Origin of the sequence: Bacillus siamensis KCTC 13613, from assembly GCF_000262045.1 — a bacterium.
GTDB classification, from domain to species: domain Bacteria; phylum Bacillota; class Bacilli; order Bacillales; family Bacillaceae; genus Bacillus; species Bacillus siamensis.
On record NZ_AJVF01000039.1, the window covers coordinates 769,161 to 788,679 of the forward strand.

Annotated in this window: 22 protein-coding genes and 1 pseudogene; 19 read left to right on the top strand and 4 right to left on the bottom strand. The window is 46.2% G+C overall.

Going from position 1 to position 19,519, the window contains the following annotated elements; all coding sequences use genetic code 11:
• Nucleotides 1-97 precede the first annotated feature (97 nt).
• From metN to sufB, 10 genes are all read left to right on the top strand, one after another.
• Nucleotides 98-1,123, top strand: a complete 1,026-nt coding sequence (metN, locus tag Y79_RS0112620; RefSeq protein ID WP_016938008.1) for a methionine ABC transporter ATP-binding protein MetN — start codon at nt 98-100, stop codon at nt 1,121-1,123.
• Nucleotides 1,116-1,784 (top strand): methionine ABC transporter permease, encoded by a 669-nt coding sequence (locus tag Y79_RS0112625; RefSeq protein ID WP_016938009.1) that lies wholly within the window; start codon nt 1,116-1,118, stop codon nt 1,782-1,784. The genes metN and Y79_RS0112625 overlap by 8 nt, the downstream gene beginning before the upstream one ends.
• A gap of 13 nt (nt 1,785-1,797) precedes the next feature.
• On the top strand, nt 1,798-2,613 hold the full coding sequence (metQ, locus tag Y79_RS0112630; protein WP_016938010.1) for a methionine ABC transporter substrate-binding lipoprotein MetQ: 816 nt from the start codon (nt 1,798-1,800) through the stop codon (nt 2,611-2,613).
• Nucleotides 2,614-2,705: 92 nt separating this feature from the next.
• On the top strand, nt 2,706-3,083 hold the full coding sequence (locus tag Y79_RS0112635; protein WP_031306536.1) for a carboxymuconolactone decarboxylase family protein: 378 nt from the start codon (nt 2,706-2,708) through the stop codon (nt 3,081-3,083).
• Nucleotides 3,084-3,275: 192 nt separating this feature from the next.
• Nucleotides 3,276-3,428 carry a YuzK family famiily protein gene (locus tag Y79_RS1000000121290; protein ID WP_016938011.1) on the top strand — a complete coding sequence of 51 codons (153 nt, stop codon included), beginning with the start codon at nt 3,276-3,278 and terminating at the stop codon, nt 3,426-3,428.
• A gap of 177 nt (nt 3,429-3,605) precedes the next feature.
• Nucleotides 3,606-4,391: a Fe-S cluster assembly ATPase SufC gene (gene sufC, locus Y79_RS0112645; RefSeq protein ID WP_003151872.1), complete on the top strand. Its 786-nt coding sequence runs from the start codon at nt 3,606-3,608 to the stop codon at nt 4,389-4,391.
• A 17-nt stretch (nt 4,392-4,408) separates the two neighbouring features.
• Nucleotides 4,409-5,722: a Fe-S cluster assembly protein SufD gene (gene sufD / locus Y79_RS0112650; protein WP_016938012.1), complete on the top strand. Its 1,314-nt coding sequence runs from the start codon at nt 4,409-4,411 to the stop codon at nt 5,720-5,722.
• Nucleotides 5,722-6,942, top strand: a complete 1,221-nt coding sequence (gene sufS / locus Y79_RS0112655; RefSeq protein ID WP_016938013.1) for a cysteine desulfurase SufS — start codon at nt 5,722-5,724, stop codon at nt 6,940-6,942. Before sufD ends, sufS begins: the two co-directional genes overlap by 1 nt.
• Nucleotides 6,932-7,375, top strand: coding sequence for a Fe-S cluster assembly sulfur transfer protein SufU (gene sufU / locus Y79_RS0112660; RefSeq protein WP_003151877.1), 444 nt, complete (start codon nt 6,932-6,934; stop codon nt 7,373-7,375). The genes sufS and sufU overlap by 11 nt, the downstream gene beginning before the upstream one ends.
• A gap of 19 nt (nt 7,376-7,394) precedes the next feature.
• Nucleotides 7,395-8,792 (top strand): Fe-S cluster assembly protein SufB, encoded by a 1,398-nt coding sequence (gene sufB, locus Y79_RS0112665; RefSeq protein WP_003151878.1) that lies wholly within the window; start codon nt 7,395-7,397, stop codon nt 8,790-8,792.
• 35 nt (nt 8,793-8,827) lie between these two features.
• Here sufB and csn read toward each other — a convergent pair whose 3' ends face one another.
• Complete coding sequence (gene csn / locus Y79_RS0112670) at nt 8,828-9,664, bottom strand: chitosanase (protein WP_016938014.1); 837 nt, start codon at nt 9,662-9,664, stop codon at nt 8,828-8,830.
• Nucleotides 9,665-9,800: 136 nt separating this feature from the next.
• Nucleotides 9,801-10,262 (bottom strand): DUF2691 family protein, encoded by a 462-nt coding sequence (locus Y79_RS0112675; protein ID WP_016938015.1) that lies wholly within the window; start codon nt 10,260-10,262, stop codon nt 9,801-9,803.
• Between the two features lie 156 nt (nt 10,263-10,418).
• Between Y79_RS0112675 and Y79_RS0112680 the strand changes: the two genes are divergently transcribed.
• From Y79_RS0112680 to Y79_RS0112690, 3 genes are all read left to right on the top strand, one after another.
• The gene (locus Y79_RS0112680; RefSeq protein ID WP_016938016.1) at nt 10,419-11,012 is read left to right on the top strand and encodes a class I SAM-dependent methyltransferase; all 594 of its coding nucleotides are present in this window, start codon (nt 10,419-10,421) and stop codon (nt 11,010-11,012) included.
• Between the two features lie 37 nt (nt 11,013-11,049).
• The gene (locus tag Y79_RS0112685) at nt 11,050-12,165 is read left to right on the top strand and encodes an NAD(P)/FAD-dependent oxidoreductase (RefSeq protein ID WP_016938017.1); all 1,116 of its coding nucleotides are present in this window, start codon (nt 11,050-11,052) and stop codon (nt 12,163-12,165) included.
• A gap of 66 nt (nt 12,166-12,231) precedes the next feature.
• Nucleotides 12,232-12,606 carry a nucleotide excision repair endonuclease gene (locus Y79_RS0112690; RefSeq protein WP_016938018.1) on the top strand — a complete coding sequence of 125 codons (375 nt, stop codon included), beginning with the start codon at nt 12,232-12,234 and terminating at the stop codon, nt 12,604-12,606.
• A gap of 38 nt (nt 12,607-12,644) precedes the next feature.
• On the opposite strand, the gene Y79_RS0112695 is transcribed toward Y79_RS0112690, so the two are convergent.
• Nucleotides 12,645-12,917 carry a DUF1648 domain-containing protein gene (locus Y79_RS0112695; RefSeq protein WP_016938019.1) on the bottom strand — a complete coding sequence of 91 codons (273 nt, stop codon included), beginning with the start codon at nt 12,915-12,917 and terminating at the stop codon, nt 12,645-12,647.
• A 123-nt stretch (nt 12,918-13,040) separates the two neighbouring features.
• Between Y79_RS0112695 and Y79_RS0112700 the strand changes: the two genes are divergently transcribed.
• The 3 genes and pseudogenes from Y79_RS0112700 (at nt 13,041) to Y79_RS0112710 (ending at nt 15,095) form a co-directional block, all read left to right on the top strand.
• Complete coding sequence (locus Y79_RS0112700; RefSeq protein ID WP_016938020.1) at nt 13,041-13,571, top strand: SdpA family antimicrobial peptide system protein; 531 nt, start codon at nt 13,041-13,043, stop codon at nt 13,569-13,571.
• Between the two features lie 32 nt (nt 13,572-13,603).
• Nucleotides 13,604-14,420, top strand: a pseudogene (locus Y79_RS0112705) (sporulation-delaying protein SdpB family protein); the annotation flags it as partial.
• An 84-nt stretch (nt 14,421-14,504) separates the two neighbouring features.
• Nucleotides 14,505-15,095 (top strand): sporulation delaying protein family toxin, encoded by a 591-nt coding sequence (locus tag Y79_RS0112710; protein WP_016938022.1) that lies wholly within the window; start codon nt 14,505-14,507, stop codon nt 15,093-15,095.
• A gap of 32 nt (nt 15,096-15,127) precedes the next feature.
• Here Y79_RS0112710 and Y79_RS0112715 read toward each other — a convergent pair whose 3' ends face one another.
• Nucleotides 15,128-16,054, bottom strand: coding sequence for a MerR family transcriptional regulator (locus tag Y79_RS0112715; protein ID WP_016938023.1), 927 nt, complete (start codon nt 16,052-16,054; stop codon nt 15,128-15,130).
• 193 nt (nt 16,055-16,247) lie between these two features.
• Here Y79_RS0112715 and frlB point away from each other — a divergent pair, with 193 nt between their 5' ends.
• From frlB to Y79_RS0112730, 3 genes are all read left to right on the top strand, one after another.
• The gene (frlB, locus tag Y79_RS0112720; RefSeq protein WP_016938024.1) at nt 16,248-17,234 is read left to right on the top strand and encodes a fructosamine deglycase FrlB; all 987 of its coding nucleotides are present in this window, start codon (nt 16,248-16,250) and stop codon (nt 17,232-17,234) included.
• Between the two features lie 80 nt (nt 17,235-17,314).
• A complete protein-coding gene (locus Y79_RS0112725; RefSeq protein WP_016938025.1) occupies nt 17,315-18,583 on the top strand; it encodes an ABC transporter substrate-binding protein in 1,269 nt (422 codons plus the stop codon).
• 56 nt (nt 18,584-18,639) lie between these two features.
• Complete coding sequence (locus Y79_RS0112730) at nt 18,640-19,518, top strand: carbohydrate ABC transporter permease (RefSeq protein ID WP_016938026.1); 879 nt, start codon at nt 18,640-18,642, stop codon at nt 19,516-19,518.
• Nucleotide 19,519: the final 1 nt, after the last annotated feature.

Consider the following 19,519-nt stretch of genomic DNA (forward strand, 5'->3'; position numbering starts at 1 on the left):
TTTTCAATAAGCCTTTCTGCTCATTTTTGCAGAAAGGCTTTTCTTTTGCGTAGAAAACCGGAAGATTTCTTAGAATAGTGTAAGGCAGGTGATTGCTTTGATCCATCTTCAAAATGTTTCAAAAATTTACAAAGCGAAGCATGGGGATGTCAATGCTGTCCAAGATGTCACTCTTGATATCAAAAAGGGCGAAATATTTGGAATTATAGGATATAGCGGAGCTGGTAAAAGTTCCTTAATCCGTCTTTTGAACGGCCTTGAAAAGCCGACGTCAGGCATCGTGGAAGTTGCGGGGACGGAATTAAATAAAGTAAGCAGCCGCGGACTGAGAAAAGCGCGCCAGGAAATCAGCATGATTTTCCAGCATTTTAACCTTTTGTGGTCGCGCACCGTCCGGGAGAACATTATGTTTCCGCTGGAAATCGCCGGCGTGAAAAAAAGCGAACGGGTCCGCCGCGCCGATGAGCTGATTAAACTGGTCGGATTAGAGGGGAAAGAAAAGTCTTATCCGTCACAGCTGAGCGGCGGTCAAAAGCAGCGTGTCGGCATCGCCCGGGCGCTCGCCAATAATCCGAAAGTCCTTCTGTGCGATGAAGCAACATCAGCGCTCGACCCGCAGACGACCGATTCAATTTTGGATCTTTTATCCGATATAAATGACAGACTCGGTCTGACGATCGTGCTCATTACCCATGAAATGCACGTCATCCGAAAAATCTGCAACAGAGTCGCCGTGATGGAAAACGGGAAAGTCGTTGAAGAAGGCGAAGTGCTCCAAGTCTTCAGAAACCCGCGCGAACCGATGACCAAGCGTTTCGTTCAGCAGGTGACAGAACCGGAAGAGACGAAAGAAACCATCCAGCATTTTCTGCAGGAAACCGCGACAGGAAAAACGATTCAGCTTTCATTTGTCGGGCAGGCCGCCGAGCAGCCCCTCATTACGGAGATGATCCGAAACTTTGATGTGGACGTCAATATTCTGCAGGGGAAAATCTCACAGACGAAGGACGGAGCCTACGGTTCTTTATTCATCCATATTGACGGTCAGGAAAAAGAAGTAGAAAACGTGATCCGGTTCATCAAAGACAAACAGGTAGAAGCAGAGGTGATCACAAATGTTTGAAAAATGGTTTCCGAACGTTGATTTAACCGAGCTGTGGACGGCCACATACGAGACCCTTTATATGACGGTCATCGCCTTAGTCTTTTCATTTGTCATCGGAGCGATTCTCGGTCTTCTGCTCTTTTTAACGGGCAAGGGAAGCTTATGGGAAAATAAAATCATTAACACTGTGATTGCGGCGGTCGTTAATATTTTCAGGTCTATTCCGTTTCTTATTTTAATTATTCTGCTTCTCGGCTTTACTAAGATTTTGGTCGGCTCGATTTTAGGGCCGAACGCGGCATTGCCTGCGCTGATTATCGGCTCCGCGCCGTTTTATGCCCGGCTTGTTGAAATTGCGCTGCGTGAGGTCGATAAAGGAGTCATCGAAGCTGCCAGATCAATGGGAGCAAAGACATCGACGATTATCTTCAAAGTGCTGATTCCTGAATCAATGCCTGCGTTAATTTCGGGCATCACCGTTACAGCCATCGCCCTGATCGGATCTACCGCCATTGCCGGCGCCATCGGTTCAGGCGGACTCGGAAACCTTGCATATGTAGAGGGGTACCAGTCCAATAATACGGATGTAACGTTTGTAGCAACTGTATTTATACTCATCATCGTCTTTATCATTCAAATCATCGGTGATGTGATTACAAATATAATAGACAAAAGATAAGGGAGGATTTACATTGAAAAAGATTGTACTAAGTGCGCTGCTGCTTGTGTTCGCGGGAGTTTTGGCCGCCTGCGGATCAAACGGCTCAAATAAAAAGGAAATCGTCGTCGCTGCGACAAAGACGCCGCACGCTGAAATCTTAAAAGAAGCGGAGCCGCTCCTGAAGGAAAAAGGCTACACATTAACAGTAAAAGTGCTGAACGATTACAAAATGTACAACAAAGCGTTAGCTGATAAAGAAGTGGATGCAAACTACTTCCAGCACGTTCCTTACCTTGAACAGGAAATGAAAGAAAATAAAGATTACAAACTCGTGAATGCCGGAGCCGTTCATCTTGAGCCGTTCGGTATTTATACGAAAAAATATAAAACACTGAAAGACCTGCCTAAAGGCGCGACCATCATCATGACAAACAACGTCGCTGAACAAGGCCGGATGCTGGCGATGCTTGAAAAAGCCGGATTGATTACTCTTGATCCGAAGGTAAAAACAATTGACGCCACTACGAAAAACATTACGAAAAACCCGAAAGACCTGACATTCAAAAAAATCGCCCCTGAATTAACGGCGAAAGCATATAATGAAGAAGAAGGCGATGCAGTCTTCATTAACGTCAACTATGCGATTCAAAACAAACTGAATCCGTTAAAAGATGCGATTCAAGTAGAATCAACGAAAAACAACCCGTACGCAAACATCATCGCCGTGCGAAAAGGTGACGAAAAATCAGCGAAAATCAAAGCGCTTATGGAAGTGCTTCACTCTAAGAAAATCAAAGACTTTATTGAGAAAAAATACGACGGAGCCGTGCTTCCTGTATCTGAATAAAGCAAAAACCCCGGATGGATCATCCGGGGTTTTTTTCGGGTATTAATCGGAGAACTGTCCATAATAAAAAGGAAGGTTAACGATTGGAGGGAATGGCAGTGGCTCAATACCAGGATAACGGAAAAAGCGTACATGACGCATTGAAACAATATAAAGAAGGTTTAGGCATATTCGAGCAAAAAATGCCGATGATGGGGCGGAAATTTAATGAATTTACTGAACAGTGTTTTTCAGCGGATTCATTAACTGAAAAAGAGAAACAATTAATCGCTCTGGGCATCAGCATCAGCGCTCAAGATGAATTTTGCATGATTTATCACACGAAAGGCTGTCTTGATCAGGGCGCGACAGAGGAAAACATCCTTGAGGTCATCAGCGTCGCCGCGGCATTCGGGGGAGGCGCGGCTCTCAGTCAGGGAGTAACCCTCGTGCAGCAGTGTATTCAGGAATTCGGACATACGACGCATTAGAAAGAGCAATCGTATGAATACCGTTTTTCAGATAAAGCCAGCGCCGGTTACCGGCACATTCGAAAGGATTCAGGGGCACACTCCCTTTGGCCGGAGCAGAGGATCGTTGTTACAATAGAAGCAAATAGATGAAGGGATTGATTCATTATCTGCACCAGCCACGAGAGACTGGACCTTGACTATACGCCTGAAATGGAAAAAGCGATGCAGAAATCACACGGCATCGGCTACGAGGAATACGGACGGCGTCTTTCAAAAAGGATGGAAGTCGAACGGCAGAGGGAGCTTGAGTACCAAAAAAGCAAGTTCCTCGCAGCGCAGTTTAATGAGAAAATCGGTCAGTAAAAAAGGGTGGAATTCCGCCCTTTTTCTGTTTCAAACAGCTTTAACTACGTCCGGTTCTTTGATAAACTTTAGGAATGTTCCGGGTAATATAAAAAGTTGTATTTACTTTTCATTTGTTATAAAATTAGAATGAGAATAAATTGAGAATAATGATTATATATTTTTGGAGGTATAGATATGGCTGCTTCAACATTAACGATCAAGGATCTTCACGTTGAAATCGAAGGAAAAGAGATCTTAAAAGGTGTAAACCTTGAAATAAAAGGCGGCGAATTCCACGCTGTCATGGGGCCGAACGGTACCGGTAAATCAACGCTTTCTGCAGCGATTATGGGACATCCGAAATACGAAGTCACTAAAGGCAGCATCACGCTTGACGGCAAGGATGTACTGGAAATGGAAGTGGACGAGCGCGCTCAGGCGGGTCTTTTCCTTGCGATGCAGTACCCAAGTGAAATCAGCGGTGTGACGAATGCCGACTTCCTTCGCTCTGCGATTAACGCACGCCGCGAAGAAGGCGATGAAATTTCTCTTATGAAATTCATCCGCAAAATGGACGAAAACATGGAGTTCCTTGAAATGGACCCTGAAATGGCGCAGCGTTACCTGAACGAAGGTTTCTCAGGCGGAGAGAAAAAACGTAACGAAATCCTTCAGCTTATGATGATCGAGCCGAAAATCGCCATTCTTGACGAGATCGATTCAGGTCTTGATATCGATGCGCTTAAAGTTGTTTCTAAAGGAATCAACAAAATGCGCAGCGAAAACTTCGGCTGCTTAATGATCACTCACTATCAGCGCCTTCTGAACTACATCACGCCGGATGTCGTTCACGTTATGATGCAGGGACGCGTAGTGAAATCAGGCGGTGCGGAGCTTGCACAGCGCCTTGAAGCGGAAGGTTATGACTGGATTAAACAAGAACTCGGCATTGAAGACGAAACTGTAGGCCAAGAAGCGTAAGCGTTAGGGGGATTAACATGACATTGGAAACGAAACTATCCGTAGATCAGGAATATGTCAAAGGCTTTTCCGAAAAGCATCAAGAACCTGCCTGGCTGAAAAACCTGCGCTTACAGGCTCTTGAAAAAGCTGAAGATCTGCCGCTGCCTAAGCCTGATAAAACAAAAATCACAAATTGGAACTTTACAAAGTTCAACAAGCATACAGTAGAAAACGCGCCGCTTGCTTCTTTGGAAGATTTAGCTGATGAAGCAAAAGCGCTGATCGATATTGAAAATGAAGACAAAACGTTATATGTGCAGCGTGACCAAACGCCTGCATTTCTGTCTCTCTCTAAAGAGCTGAAAGACAAAGGCGTTATTTTCACGGACATCTTAACGGCTGCCCGTGAGCACAGCGACCTCGTTGAGAAATACTTCATGAAAGACGGCGTAAAGGTCGACGAGCATAAACTGACTGCGCTTCATGCGGCATTAATGAACGGCGGGGCATTCCTTTATGTTCCTAAAAACGTTCAGGTGGAGACGCCTGTTCAGGCCGTTTACGTTCATGAAAGCAATGACACGGCATTGTTCAACCACGTGCTGATCGTCGCTGAAGACCACAGCTCCGTCACTTACGTTGAGAACTATATCAGCACAGTGAATCCGAAAGAAGCTGTATTCAATATTATCAGTGAAGTAATCACAGGTGATAATGCCAGCGTGACGTACGGTGCCGTTGACAACTTGTCAGCAGGCGTCACAACATACGTCAACCGCCGCGGAGCCGCGCGCGGACGCGACAGCAAAATCGAGTGGGCGCTCGGTCTGATGAACGACGGCGACACGATTTCTGAAAACACGACAAACCTCTACGGAGACGGCACATACGGCGATACGAAAACCGTGGTTGTCGGAAGAGGAGAACAGACGGAAAACTTTACGACGCAGATCATCCACTTCGGTAAAGCTTCCGAAGGCTATATCCTGAAGCACGGAGTCATGAAAGATGCCGCATCTTCCATTTTTAACGGCATCGGCAAAATTGAGCACGGCGCGTCTAAAGCAAACGCTGAACAGGAATCCCGCGTCCTGATGCTGAGTGAAAAAGCGCGAGGCGACGCAAACCCGATTCTTTTAATTGATGAAGACGATGTAACTGCAGGACATGCGGCATCTGTCGGCCGTGTGGATCCGATCCAGCTTTACTACCTGATGAGCCGCGGAATTGCGAAAGAAGAAGCAGAACGCTTAGTCATCTACGGATTCCTGGCGCCGGTAGTAAAAGAACTTCCGATTGAAGGAGTTAAGAAACAGCTCGTCTCCGTCATCGAAAGGAAAGTAAAATAATGAATATCACTGATATTCGTGAACAGTTCCCGATCCTTCATCAGCAAGTGAACGGACATGACCTCGTGTACCTTGACAGCGCGGCGACTTCTCAGAAGCCGCGGTCAGTCATTGAAGCAGTGGATCAGTATTACAGCAAATACAACTCCAATGTTCACAGAGGCGTTCATACTCTTGGCACAAGAGCGACAGACGGCTATGAAGGAGCGCGTGAAAAAGTCCGTAAGTTTATCAATGCGAAGTCAATGGCTGAGGTCATTTTCACAAAAGGCACGACAACTTCACTGAATATGGTGGCGCTGAGCTATGCCCGCTCCAGCTTAAAACCCGGTGATGAAGTGGTCATCACCCAAATGGAGCATCATGCGAATATCATCCCGTGGCAGCAGGCTGTAAAAGCAACCGGCGCGACTTTAAAGTATATCCCGATGCAGGAAGACGGCACGCTTTCGCTGGAAGACGTCCGGCAGACTGTCACAAGCCATACGAAGATCGTGGCGGTCGCTCATGTGTCAAACGTGCTCGGCACGATCAACCCGATTAAAGAAATCGCCAAAATCGCTCATGACAACGGCGCGGTCATCGTGGTGGACGGAGCGCAGAGCACACCGCACATGAAAATCGACGTTCAGGATCTGGATTGCGACTTCTTCGCGCTTTCTTCCCATAAAATGTGCGGCCCGACGGGAATCGGCGTGCTGTACGGCAAGAAAGAACTGCTTGAGAATATGGAGCCGGCTGAATTTGGCGGCGAGATGATCGACTTTGTAGGGCTTTATGAATCAACTTGGAAAGAGCTTCCGTGGAAGTTTGAAGCAGGCACGCCGATTATTGCAGGCGCGATCGGATTGGGAGCCGCGATTGATTTTCTTGAAGAGGTCGGACTCGACGAGATTTCCCGGCATGAGCATAAGCTTGCGGCCTATGCGCTTGACCGTTTCGAACAGCTCGACGGCGTGACGGTATACGGACCGAAAGAGCGGGCGGGCCTTGTGACATTTAACCTTGATGAGGTTCACCCTCATGATGTCGCGACTGTCCTTGATGCTGAGGGCATTGCGGTCAGAGCCGGCCATCACTGCGCCCAGCCGCTCATGAAATGGCTGGATGTATCTGCTACTGCGAGAGCGAGTTTTTATCTGTATAATACAGAGGAAGAGATCGATAAGCTCGCGGAAGCTCTCCAAAAGACAAAGGAGTACTTTACAAATGTCTTTTAATGCAAATTTAGATACATTATACAGACAAGTGATCATGGATCATTACAAAAATCCGCGCAACAAAGGGGTTTTGGATGACAGCATCGTCGTCGATATGAACAACCCGACTTGCGGCGACCGGATCAGACTGACAATGAAGCTTGACGGCGATACCGTTCAGGAAGCGAAGTTTGAAGGGGAGGGCTGCTCCATCTCCATGGCTTCAGCTTCCATGATGACGCAGGCGATTAAAGGAAAAGATATTGATACCGCCCTTTCCATGTCTAAGATTTTCTCAGACATGATGCAAGGGAAAGAGTATGACGACTCAATAGATCTCGGGGATATTGAAGCCCTTCAAGGCGTTTCGAAATTCCCGGCCCGGATTAAATGTGCCACCCTTTCATGGAAAGCACTTGAAAAAGGAGTCGCTGGCGAAAAAGGCGGCAATTAAAAGATTGGAGTGAAAATGGATGGCTAAAAAAATGCCTGAAATTGGTGAATACAAGTACGGTTTTCACGATAAGGACGTTTCCATTTTCCGTTCAGAGCGCGGATTGACAAAAGAAATCGTAGAAGAAATTTCACGCATGAAAGAAGAGCCTCAATGGATGCTCGATTTCCGCCTGAAATCTCTTGAGCATTTCTACAACATGCCGATGCCGCAGTGGGGCGGGGATTTAAACTCTTTAAACTTTGACGAAATTACGTACTACGTAAAACCGTCTGAGCGTTCAGAGCGTTCTTGGGATGAAGTGCCTGAGGAAATTAAACAGACATTCGACAAACTCGGTATTCCTGAAGCTGAGCAAAAATACCTTGCCGGTGTTTCTGCACAGTACGAATCTGAGGTTGTGTACCACAACATGAAAGAAGACCTTGAAGCGCAAGGCATCGTCTTCAAAGACACCGACAGCGCGCTGAAAGAAAATGAAGACATTTTCCGCGAGCACTGGGCGAAAGTCATTCCGCCGACTGATAACAAGTTTGCGGCGCTGAACTCAGCTGTATGGTCCGGCGGATCTTTCATCTACGTGCCTAAAGGCGTGAAGGTTGAAACACCGCTTCAAGCGTACTTCCGCATCAACTCTGAGAACATGGGCCAATTCGAACGCACGCTGATTATCGTTGACGAAGAAGCAAGCGTTCATTACGTAGAGGGCTGTACGGCTCCTGTGTACACGACAAACTCACTTCACAGCGCGGTTGTTGAAATCATCGTCAAAAAAGGCGGCTACTGCCGTTATACAACAATCCAAAACTGGGCGAACAACGTTTACAACCTTGTAACGAAACGTACGGTTTGTGAAGAAAACGCAACAATGGAATGGGTTGACGGAAACATCGGTTCTAAATTGACGATGAAATATCCGGCTGTCATTCTGAAAGGTGAAGGCGCGCGCGGCATGACGCTTTCTATTGCTCTTGCGGGCAAAGGACAGCATCAGGACGCAGGTGCGAAAATGATTCACCTTGCACCGAATACGTCATCCACAATCGTATCAAAATCGATTTCAAAACAAGGCGGAAAAGTAACGTACCGCGGAATCGTCCACTTCGGACGGAAAGCGGACGGCGCCCGTTCAAACATCGAGTGCGATACGCTCATTATGGATAACAAATCAACTTCTGATACAATCCCTTACAATGAAATTCTGAACGACAACATTTCATTGGAGCACGAAGCGAAAGTATCAAAAGTTTCTGAAGAACAGCTTTTCTACTTGATGAGCCGCGGTATTTCTGAAGAAGAAGCAACAGAAATGATCGTTATGGGCTTCATCGAGCCGTTCACAAAAGAACTTCCGATGGAATACGCAGTTGAAATGAACCGTTTGATCAAGTTCGAGATGGAAGGTTCTATCGGTTAATAGTAAAACCCCGCCATGCGCGGGGTTTTTTTGTTTTATTGAATAGTGAAATTTCCGTATTCACTTGACCGGACATGAATCGGCCCGTTTAAATTGTAGTTCTTCTCTTTGACAATATCACGGAAAACGTCGACCCGGGCAACCGATTCTCTCCATTCATCCTGGGTGTCCTCATCTGACGGATTCATCAGATCGTCATAGCGCACATCCAAAAATTTATTTAACCATTTCTTCTCGTCCGTTCCGTCTTTCGGTGACCCGCCCATTTTTTTGTTCGTGCGTTTAATCAGGGCATAGAAGGAGTCTGGATCATCGCCGTCGCCATGCTGAATCACTGTATCGTACATCACCGCTTTTGCCAATGCCGTTTTCAGTCCGGCTTGCTCTGAACGTTTCATCGCCGGCTGATAATACAAGCTGTCATTTACCTTATCCTGGGCAGCGCGGAAGGCCTTATCATTGCCAAGTGAGCGCCAGGCAGAAGCGAATCCTTTCAGATTGCTGATGTCATCACTTTCGTCCTTTGCAAGACGCCGTAATTCAGGCAAATACTTTTTCAATTTGTTATTCGGCACCGCTTTCGTGTATACTTCGACTACTTCCAGCGCATCTCCGGTAGCCGTCGTAAAGCCGGCCCGGCCGCAGGTGTAACCTCTTCCGTCATCCAACGCTTCAACATAGCCGTATTGGATTTCCGTCTTGCCGTTTTCAAAGATGCTGGTCAGCTGTTCCGCCCGTCGCTTCTGATCCTTATTCAGCCCGGCCGCAAAAACCGTACCGCTCATCATCAGGGTAAAAAACATAGTGAAAATAAGAGATGAAACCGCCGTCTTCTTCCAAAAACCTGCTTTTTTCTTCAACCTGATTTTCATGGTCATACCCCTTTCATATGTAAGTTACGCACTCAGTATACATGAGGGGGTTGTTTTTTTGTTGAAAACACACGAATTTGTCAATATTTTGAATCATAAGCCCTATCCGGCGCTTCATAAAAAGAACGCATCTTCATCAGACAGACAATCCCGTTCTCGCATCATTCTCATCTGTCACATAGCCAACGCGGTGAAACCCGCATTGTACAGCCTGCTGAAAAAGAGCTTCGAGCATGTCCGGATCTTTGCAATATAACGTTACATACGAGCAATCCGCGATGAGAAGCACAAGTTCACAGGGACTCTCCACATACTCCTCGTACGTATCGATTTCCGTTACCATCCCGCTCGGGAAAGCTTTCAATTCAGCAAAAATCATATAATAAGGGTTTCCTTCCAGACGCTGACGGAGTTCTTGACCCTCAATGACGCGCTGATTTTGTGGAAACAGGTCTGTATCGGTGTCTTCTTTGAACTCAGTATACGCCTCTCCATCACCGATAAACCACGTATAGGAAGAGATGGGGAACGGTTTTAATATATCTGCCGCAAACCGCCCGAATTGATTTGGGATGTCAAAGGTAATGCCGCGTTTCATATTGTCCTCACTTCTTTCGGCTTTTGAATATTATGATATAATAGTTGGATAAATATTGAAAGGGCTTGATGGTATGACAACACGATACGGAATTGATGCGCCTTATGGGGCTTTTGGGTTTATTTTACTTGCGATCCTTTATGTCGCAGGCACGTTATGCGGCATAATTCCTCTTTTCTGGGGCTGACGGGTGCTTTGTTTTTAGTGCTCGGACTTTGGATGCTTTTGTATTCAACGGCCATTAAACTTTCACACCGCCATCGCATTCTGGCGCTTTCCGGTTTAAAGCCGGACATGAAGGTGCTTGATATTGGGACGGGACGGGGGCTGTTAGCGATCGCCGCGGCTCAAAAAGGCGCTGACGTCTCAGCGATTGACAAATGGTCAGGCTGGAATCTGGGCGGAAACGGGAGAGACGCATTTGAAAAGAACAGACGGGCAGAAGGAGCGCTGGAAATTGATTTGTATGACGGGCTCGCGCAAGACATGCCGTTTCCTGATAAAACGTTTGCCGTACACAACATTTCAGGCAGAAAAGAGAGGGAACGGGCGATCGCGGAAATGGCGCGAGTGCTGAAACCTGGCGGCACATTGGCTGTGTCAGATATAAAAAATACGTCTCAATACAGGAAGCTTCTTGAGGAAAGCGGCTTCCAGACAAGAACTTATTCCTTTTATTATACGTTTCCGTTTTCGAAACTCATCATTGCCGTCAGGACTCCGGTAGGAACCGGGCGCTCCATTTGTTAAAATAAATAAGACAAAACAGATAGAAAAGGTGTTACACATGAAGTCTTATATCATTATCGGAGCCGGCATTCTCGGTGCGTCAGCGGCTTATCATCTCGCAAAGGCCGGTGCGGATGTAACGGTCATTGACCGGAAACACAAGGGGCAGGCGACTGACGCTGCAGCGGGGATCGTCTGCCCGTGGCTGTCGCAGCGCCGCAATCAGGCATGGTATGCGATCGCAAAAGGCGGAGCCCGTTATTATAACCAATTGATACAGCAGCTTGAAGCCGACGGAGAAACGGACACCGGTTATCAAAAGGTCGGTGCCGTCAGTCTCCATACGGATGAAAAAAAGCTCAGCCAAATGGAGGAAAGAGCTTATAAAAGAAGAGAGGACGCTCCTGAAATCGGTGACATTACAAGACTGACTCCGGAAGAAACGAAGGCATTGTTTCCTGCGCTGTCGGAGGAATACGGAGCGGTTCATATCAGCGGTGCGGCCCGGGTGAACGGCAGGGCGCTTCGTAAGGCGCTGTTAAACGCTGCCGTTAAGCACGGCGCGGCTGTTTACAAGGAAGAGGCGTCAATATTGACAGAGGACGGTGCCGTCATCGGTGTGAAAACCGCAGAACGCAGGCTTTTGGCCGATCAGGTTCTCGTAACGGCCGGCGCTTGGGCGAGAGAGCTGCTTGAGCCGCTCGGCATCCGCTTTTCAGTATCGTACCAAAAGGCGCAGATCGTTCATTTAGAACTTCAGGATGAGGATACGGGCGGCTGGCCGGTCGTCATGCCTCCAAATGATCAATACATTCTCGCGTTTGCAAACGGCCGGATTGTAGCGGGCGCGACTCATGAAAACGATACCGGCATGGATTTGCGGGTGACGGCCGGCGGTCTCCGCGAGATTTTTGACAAAGCATTAACTGTGGCGCCGGGGCTTTCAGACAGTACTGTGATAGAGACAAGAGTCGGTTTCAGGCCGTTTACTCCCGGTTTTCTTCCCGTCATCGGCAGACTGCCGAATATCAGCGGACTTCTCGTTGCCAACGGGCTGGGCGCCTCAGGGCTGACGAGCGGGCCGTATCTGGGGGCTGAACTGGCGAAACTCGCGCTCGGTCAGCAGACAGAAATTGATTTGAGCCTTTATAATCCGGCCGGGGCGCTTGAATAAAAAATAGCTTTTGGCGCATTCTTATGATAGGATGGAGCTTTAATGAATAAGAGGACGTGACCCATTTTGATAAAAATAAACCTTCCTGCTCCTGATGTAACGATTACGGAACGGCAGCAGTCACAGTCGGAAAATGAACCGGCGATTAAAGCGATTTACGGTTTCATTGATTTTCACCGAATTCCAAGAGACAAAGGCGGCATCTTTATGTTTTATAACATTCATGATGAGCTGCTGTTTGTCGGGAAAGCCCGTAAATTAAGACAAAGAATCAAAAAGCATTTTGAAGACAATGTGTCGCCTGTTAAACATCACAGGGACGAAGTGTATAAAATTGAAGTATGTGTCGTCAATGATCCGATGGAAAGGGAGATTTACGAAACGTACGCGATCAATACCCTTCAGTCAAAATACAACATTGAGAAAGTATTTTATAAATAAGAAAAACCGGAGCTTAAGGGCTCCGGTTTTCTTTATGTTTACAGTGCCAGCCACATCACTGCAATATGCACGATCAGCAGACAGTAAACGACGAGGAATAGCTGGACGACCTTTTTTCTGAATAACATGCAGATAATCATGAGCACAGGAAAAATCAGGACGCCGGCCGTTTTATTGATTGATGTATTCGGACGGTTCGACACGTCATAGTGAATGGCCATATCAGCAGGAAGCAACGGATAAAACACAATCGAAAGAATAAAGGCGAGAGCCACCGCTCCCCACAGCACCTTATCATTCATCAAAAACATATGAACACTCCTTTTTTACATATAATAGTATATTAGTCCGAAAAATCTAATTTATCAATATTTTACCTGTTGAATGGTGTATAATCATGTCAATGAAATTTCCAAACAATAGGAGGGTTTCGATTGACTGACAAGAAGCAAACCGGCATGTTTTCATTCTTTCTTTTTATCATGGCCGCCTGGATCATCGTTTTGTTTTTAACCGTTATCGCGGCACTGCCAAGCTCCGCCATCCAATTAACCAAACATCAATCCAAAACCGTTTCTATGATTTATCCGCAAAGCTGGGGGTTTTTCAGTAAAGATCCGAGAGAAGACAGCCTGAACATCTATCTTCTTGATGCCGGGGAGGAGCTCAGATGGCCGAATAATTCTCTGAAAAACGTGATCGGCTTAAACCGCTACGGACGGACGCAAGGGATAGAGCTCGGCCTTATGCTGGAAAAGCTGCCTTCCAAAGAAAAGTGGAACGACTTCACGGCCGGCCAGGACTTTAAGGATACCACATTTTTGAAGGTGAAAAATGAGTCTCCCTCCCCAAGGCTGAAAGGAAAAATGATCATTACATATGAACGCATTACCCCATGGGCATGGAGCAGCCATACTGAAACGAAACGAACCATCAAAAAATACATCGGAGTGGATGTCAATTGATTCAGGATGCAAAAAAGCAGCTCACCTTATGGATGATGAAGAATCCGCCTTGGACAAATGTGTACGGGCTTGCCAGAAGTTTAATCGCGCTCGGCACGCTTCTGACATTGCTGTTCAATCCGGCGTCTGTCTTCTTTAAAACGCAAAATCAAATGCTCAGCTTTTCCGATACGTTCAGCCTGTTCTTGCTGTTTCCCGAATTCCGTTACATTGAGGTCGTCAAAGCCGTTTGTATCTGTATTTTAATTCTGGTTGTCATTGGCTGGCGGCCCCGCCTAACCGGTTTTTTTCACTGGTGGATTTCATACAGCTTCCAAAACTCCGCCGTTACCCTTGATGGGGGAGATCAGGTGGCTGCCGTCTTTACGCTGCTGCTGCTGCCCTTGACATTAACTGATCCGCGGAAGTGGCACTGGTCTCCGTACGAAGCGTCTTTTGAGAAAAGGCCGCTTGAGCCTTATTACCGTTCCTTATGCTGGGCGACACTGACAATCATCAGAATACAGGTCGCGATGCTGTACTTTAACTCCGTCATTGCCAAACTGATGGAAGAAGAGTGGCAGAATGGCACCGCCGTTTATTACTATTTGAACGATCCGATGCTGGGGCTGCCGGATGCGCTTCACAGTCTGTTTGACTTTATCTTGCAGTCAAAGCTTGTCATCATCCCGACTTGGGGCACGCTCATTGTGCAAACCATTATGTTCTGCGCTTTGTTCGCTCCGAAAAAATATTGGCGCCTGATCTTGTTTATATCCATTTTTATGCATGAAATTTTTGCTGTCATGCTTGGGCTTACCTCATTTTCCATTACAGTGTCTGGTATTTTGGTCCTGTTTTTGGTGCCGGCAGAGAAAACAGTAGCTTTGAACCATTACAATCCCTATTTTATCAGATACAATTTTCTCAATAAAAGGAAAAGGAGGAAATTATATGGTTAAAAGTAAAAGGTCAGCTGCCGCCATGCTGCTGGTGTTTGTTTTAATGATTGCATTAGTCGGTCCGCATGCCACAGCGAAAACGAAGCCAGCCGTCTCTTATTCGGGTGAAGACATTTTTTCCGGCATCTTTTTTGGACAAGGTGAGGTCGCAAAGCTTCTTCCCGAGGTATGGGATACCAAAGCTGTCAAAAAGATTAATCAGGACGAATTAAAGCAAGTTTCCGATCAGGTGATCGCTGATATTAAAAAGTCATCGCCGGATTATTTTAAAAAGTTAAAAGCCGCGGTCTACAGCGGCGATTATGAGAAAGTGAACAGCGTCATTGATCAAGGTTCGCAGATTATGGCGAAAGTGCTGAAAGAAGAATTTGACAAAAAAAGCATGGACAAAGGAAAATCAACGGCCATCGGCCAATGCGCAACGGCAGTTTGGGTGTTTTTAAACGCGGCAGCCGCCATTGAGACGATCGCTCTTGCGGTAGCGGCCATCATTTTGACTGTAGCAAGCGTTGACGAAGATTCCGACTTAGGCAAAGAGCAGCTCATCGCTAATGTCGTGGACCGCATTAATGCGCAGCACTGAAGCTGAAGAAAGAAACGCTAAGGAAATCGGCCTTAGCGTTTTTTTATTTGCAGCATCTCTTTTAAATATGCCTCTGAATCAAAGCCGAGCTCCTCGTCGGCTTCTTTTTTCAGTTCAAGCTGAAGGCGCACGTATTTGTCATATGTCGGACTGAGCTTTTGAAGGAGATCGCTGAAAGGCGAACCCGCCTTAAGCGCAGGCAGATCCGAAGCGGATTCCCCGACCTTGATCAGGTTTTCTCTGTATTCTTCATCTGTCTGCACTCTTTTTACGAGCTGAATGATTGTGTTTTTATGAGTGTCCCAAGTAGCGGGGTCTCTCTCCAAAATCCGCTCGATGAATTGGTCATGCTGGGCTTTGTGCTGCTGGAGCTGAGCCGGATCCTCACTGCCGACCAGCTGCATGATCGGGTGTGCGGCCGGCACTTCTTCCATATCATCCAATACTTTAATAAGCTCCGCCCATGTCGTTTTTTTCTCATCTGTATCAATAGAAAAGTCGAGGAACGGTTCAAACAGCGCGGCGATAAATTTTCCGAAATCTCCCGGGAACAGTTTTTTCAGCTGAAGCCCCATATACTTCGGTTCGTCTATTTGGACTTCGCCGATGTCATGTAAAATGGAATCGACATTTTCTGCACCCTCCACGCGTTTGAGCAGCAGTTCGGTGAGTTTCCGTTCCTGCTCAAGCCCTTCAATCTGCCGGCTGAGCTTTTGATGCTGCTGCTGCAGTATCTCATGCAGGCTGCTGCCCTCTAAGAGAAACGCTTTAATATCGCTTACGGACAGTGCCAGCATTCGAAGGGCGGCAATCATTTTCAGTGTATTTACATCCTTTGCGGAATACTCACGGTATCCGTTATCAGGGTTTTTGCTGACGGTAATTAAACCTTCCTGCTCATAATATTTGATGGCTTTTTTCGTGAGACCCGTCTGCCGGGCAGCTTCTTTTATATTCATTCTGCATCACTCCCTGCTTTTATTCTAAACGTGTCTCTAAGGGTCAGGTCAAGAGAGTGCGGGAAATAAGGCGATCCTGCTTTATATTTTAGAAATTTCAGAAAATATAATTGACAACACACCTTTATTGCGATTAATATAACAATATATAATGTTATATAACGTTATATAATAAGAATAAGGAGTGAAAGATTTGAGTCAGGCCACAGCAAAAGTAAATCGTGAGGTTCAAGCTTTCTTGCAGGATTTGAAAGGGAAAACCATTGATCATGTCTTCTTTGTCGCTTGCGGAGGGTCTTCGGCCATTATGTATCCGAGTAAATATGTGTTTGACAGGGAGTCAAAATCAATCAGCTCAGACCTTTACAGCTCAAACGAATTTATTCAGCGCAACCCTGTTCAGCTTGGTGAAAAGTCTCTTGTTATTTTGTGCTCGCATTCGGGAAATACCCCGGAAACAGTTAAAGCTGCCGCGTTTGCAAGGGGCAAAGGCGCACTTACGATTGCGATGACGTATAAACCGGAGTCTCCTTTAGCACAGGAAGCGCAATATGTTGCCCAGTACGATTGGGGTGATGAGGCGCTTGCGATCAATACGAACTATGGCGTTTTGTATCAAATCGTTTTCGGCACCCTGCAAGTTTTAGAAAAAAACACGAAATTTGAGCAGGCCATTGAAGGCTTAGACCAATTACAGGCTGTGTATGAAGGAGCCCTTAAGCAGGAAGCTGACAACGCACAGCAATTCGCAAAAGCTCATGAAAAAGAAAGCATCATTTACACAATGGCAAGCGGTGCAAACTACGGTGTCGCTTACTCCTACAGCATCTGCATTCTCATGGAAATGCAATGGATTCATTCCCACGCCATTCATGCCGGAGAATATTTTCACGGACCATTTGAAATCATTGATGAATCCGTTCCATTTATTATCCTGCTCGGCTTAGACGAAACAAGACCTCTTGAAGAGCGGGCGCTTTCCTTCTCGAAAAAGTATGGCAGAAAGCTCACTGTGCTTGATGCCGCATCTTACGATTTCACTGCAATTGACGATTCAGTTAAAGGCTACCTTGCCCCGCTCGTCCTCAACCGTGTGCTGAGAAGCTACGCAGACGAGCTGGCAGAGGCGAGAAATCATCCTTTATCTCATAGAAGATACATGTGGAAAGTTGAGTATTGATCTGAAAATGAGGAACCATTATGCACTAGACTATAATGTTATATAACATTATAGTCTAGTGTCCAGAGGAGGCCAACCCTTTGAAGAAAATGTTGTTGTTCTTGATCATTGCAGCTGTCAGTTTGCTCACCATTGCAGGCTGTTCGAGCCAGGGCAGTTCAGCGGACGGAAAGGTGACATTGAAATTTTTCCACAGATGGCCGAAGGAGCCGGAAAAAAGTTACTTTCAAGAGGTTGTGAAGGAATTTGAAAAAAAGCATCCGGATATCAACATTCAGATTGAATCCGTTTTGAATGACTCCTATAAAGACAAAATTAAGGTTATGCTGGGAACTACCAGTCCTCCAGACATTTACTTCTCTTGGAGCGACGAGTTCGCTTTTAAATTCATCAAAGGCAATAAAGCACTTGATCTCTCGTCCTACTACAAAAATGATACCGATTGGTCATCACAGCTCGTTCAATCGCAAATCACACCATTTACTTATGAAAACAAGCAATATGGCGTGCCGTGGCAAATGGACGCTAAATCATTCTTCTATAATAAAGACATTTTTCAAAAACTGAACCTTAATCCGCCGAAGACATGGGATGAATTAATCGATGTGTCAAAGAAGCTGAAAGCACATGGATACACACCGATCAGCTTCGGCACAAAGGCAACTTGGACAATCTCGCACTATATCGGCACGCTCAATCAGCGGATGGTCGATGAAAAAACCCGGGAAAAGGACTATAACGCCAAAACAGGTGAATTTACCGATGAAGGCTATGTAAAAGCACTTGAAAAGCTTCAGGAGCTGATGCCCTACTTCAATAAACATGTAAACTCCGTCGACCACGAATATGTAAGACAGCAATTTAAGAGCGGAAAGTCGGCGATGATATATGCGGAAACAGCGGAAATCAAGCTGGTTGAACCGGTGAATCTGGGGATGTTCCCATTCCCTGAAATCAGCGGGCAAAAAGGATCCTCAGAAGCGTTAACGGGAGCGCCGGAAGGATTCATGATTTCCTCAAAAACAAAACATCCGAAGGAAGCGGTGGAATTTTTGCAGTTTCTGACGTCGAAAAAAATGGGGGAAAAGCTCGTCAAAGATGTCGGAAAATACAGTGCGGTGCAAGGAACGGCAACTGAAGAAAATTCAACAGCCGTCCAGCGTGAAGCCGTTCAGCATATTGTTGATGCCAAATCAATGGTTCCATGGTTTGATATGGATGTCGATGTTGAAATTGCAGATGCGTACCTAACGAGCGTCCAACAAATGCTTGGCGGCGACATGACACCGGAGCAGGTGATGAAGGCCGTTCAAAAAGCAGCGAAGCAAGTGAGGGCGCAAGCTGAATAAATCAAGAAAAGGTGAAGCTTCGCACCTTTTCTTTTTATAAAGGAGATGAGATATCCTTGGTCAATCAGAATAAAATAATCCCCTATTTGTTTTTGGTGCCCGCTCTCGTTTTTTTACTTTTCGTTTATATCCCGATTTTTGAGAATGTCTTCCTCAGCTTGTTTCAGTGGAGCTCTTTTTCTCCGGAAAAAACGTTTATCGGCTTGAAAAACTATGTGGAACTGTTTCATGATCCTGTCTTCTACCAGGCGCTTTCCAATAATGTGCTTTACGCCGTGATCTCCATTGTATGCCAGGTATTTGGCGGTTTGATTTTGGCGGCGGTGCTTGAGGATAAGCTGGTCAGAAAATGGTCGCCGTTTTTTCGCACCGTTTTCTTTTTGCCGGTCGTCATCTCTATGACGGTGATCGCGCTTTTGTTTGATTTTATTTACAACCCTGAGACGGGGCTTTTGAATCAGCTGCTTCAGGCGGCAGGGCTTGATCAGCTGACGAGGGCTTGGCTTGGGGAGGACAGCACGGCTATGCTTTCTGTTATTTTCGTGTCTCAATGGCAATCTGTCGGTTATATTGCGATGCTGTACATTGTGTCGATTCAAAAAATACCGGATGAACTGTATGAAGCGGCCCGGCTTGACGGGGCGGGAAAAATTCAGCAGTTTTTTCACATTACCGTTCCCCAGACGAAAGAGATGTCATTTGTTGCGGTCGTCATGACGCTGACAGGGGCTTTTACGGTATTTAATGAACCGTACATCTTGACAGGCGGCGGGCCGGGAAACGCTTCAGAAGTTTTAAGCACGTTTTTATATAAAAGCGCCTTTACAAAGGATATGATGGGCTATGCCTCAGCGATTGCCACCGTTGTGTTAATCATTACCCTCGTATTGTCGCTCATGCAAATGAAGTTCTTTAAAACCGGAAAGGAGGATTAAC

Coding starts and splice junctions, on each gene's coding strand:
- sufB (WP_003151878.1), top strand. CDS start 7,395: ATGGCTAAAAAAATGCCTGAAATTGGTGAATACAAGTACGGTTTTCAC.
- sufS (WP_016938013.1), top strand. CDS start 5,722: ATGAATATCACTGATATTCGTGAACAGTTCCCGATCCTTCATCAGCAA.
- Y79_RS0112710 (WP_016938022.1), top strand. CDS start 14,505: ATGGTTAAAAGTAAAAGGTCAGCTGCCGCCATGCTGCTGGTGTTTGTT.
- Y79_RS0112685 (WP_016938017.1), top strand. CDS start 11,050: ATGAAGTCTTATATCATTATCGGAGCCGGCATTCTCGGTGCGTCAGCG.
- Y79_RS1000000121290 (WP_016938011.1), top strand. CDS start 3,276: ATGGAAAAAGCGATGCAGAAATCACACGGCATCGGCTACGAGGAATAC.
- csn (WP_016938014.1), bottom strand. CDS start 9,664: ATGAAAATCAGGTTGAAGAAAAAAGCAGGTTTTTGGAAGAAGACGGCG.
- Y79_RS0112680 (WP_016938016.1), top strand. CDS start 10,419: ATGCGGCATAATTCCTCTTTTCTGGGGCTGACGGGTGCTTTGTTTTTA.
- Y79_RS0112635 (WP_031306536.1), top strand. CDS start 2,706: ATGGCAGTGGCTCAATACCAGGATAACGGAAAAAGCGTACATGACGCA.
- Y79_RS0112675 (WP_016938015.1), bottom strand. CDS start 10,262: ATGAAACGCGGCATTACCTTTGACATCCCAAATCAATTCGGGCGGTTT.
- sufU (WP_003151877.1), top strand. CDS start 6,932: ATGTCTTTTAATGCAAATTTAGATACATTATACAGACAAGTGATCATG.
- sufC (WP_003151872.1), top strand. CDS start 3,606: ATGGCTGCTTCAACATTAACGATCAAGGATCTTCACGTTGAAATCGAA.
- Y79_RS0112625 (WP_016938009.1), top strand. CDS start 1,116: ATGTTTGAAAAATGGTTTCCGAACGTTGATTTAACCGAGCTGTGGACG.
- sufD (WP_016938012.1), top strand. CDS start 4,409: ATGACATTGGAAACGAAACTATCCGTAGATCAGGAATATGTCAAAGGC.
- Y79_RS0112715 (WP_016938023.1), bottom strand. CDS start 16,054: ATGAATATAAAAGAAGCTGCCCGGCAGACGGGTCTCACGAAAAAAGCC.
- Y79_RS0112695 (WP_016938019.1), bottom strand. CDS start 12,917: ATGTTTTTGATGAATGATAAGGTGCTGTGGGGAGCGGTGGCTCTCGCC.